Raw genomic sequence first — 418 nt, 5'->3', positions numbered from 1 at the left:
ATGTCGTTCCAGCCGCAGATCTGGCGCGCCACGCCTGACCAGATCAAGGACGTCGTCGTCAAGAACGTCGAGAAGCGCATCCCGGTGGCGATGGCCGCGATGTTCGACAAGCTCCGCGGCCAGGTCGACCAGATCTTCGACATCAAGCACATGGTCGTCACCAACCTGGTGCGCGACAAAGTCACGCTCAACACGGTCTTCCAGGACATCGGCAAGCCGGCGTTCAAGTTCCTCATCATGTCCGGTCTGCTGTTCGGCTTCCTGATCGGTCTGGTCCAGGCCGTCGTGTTCGGCATCACCAACTGGCACTGGTCGCTGCCGCTGTTCGGTCTGCTGACCGGTGGTCTCACGGACTACGTTGCGCTGCAGATGATCTTCCGGCCGCTCGAGCGGAAGAACGTCTTCCTCGGCATCACGT

The 418-nt window shown here is 61.0% G+C and carries 1 protein-coding gene; it reads left to right on the top strand.

Annotated features, from left to right (window positions below; genetic code table 11):
- Positions 1–418 (top strand): DUF445 domain-containing protein (locus H7I57_RS22705; RefSeq protein WP_504928645.1); only part of this gene is annotated, 418 nt, incomplete at both ends.

The organism is Mycolicibacterium pyrenivorans, from assembly GCF_025821625.1.
GTDB lineage: Bacteria > Actinomycetota > Actinomycetes > Mycobacteriales > Mycobacteriaceae > Mycobacterium > Mycobacterium pyrenivorans.
This window is presented reverse-complemented; position numbering and strand designations above follow the sequence as displayed.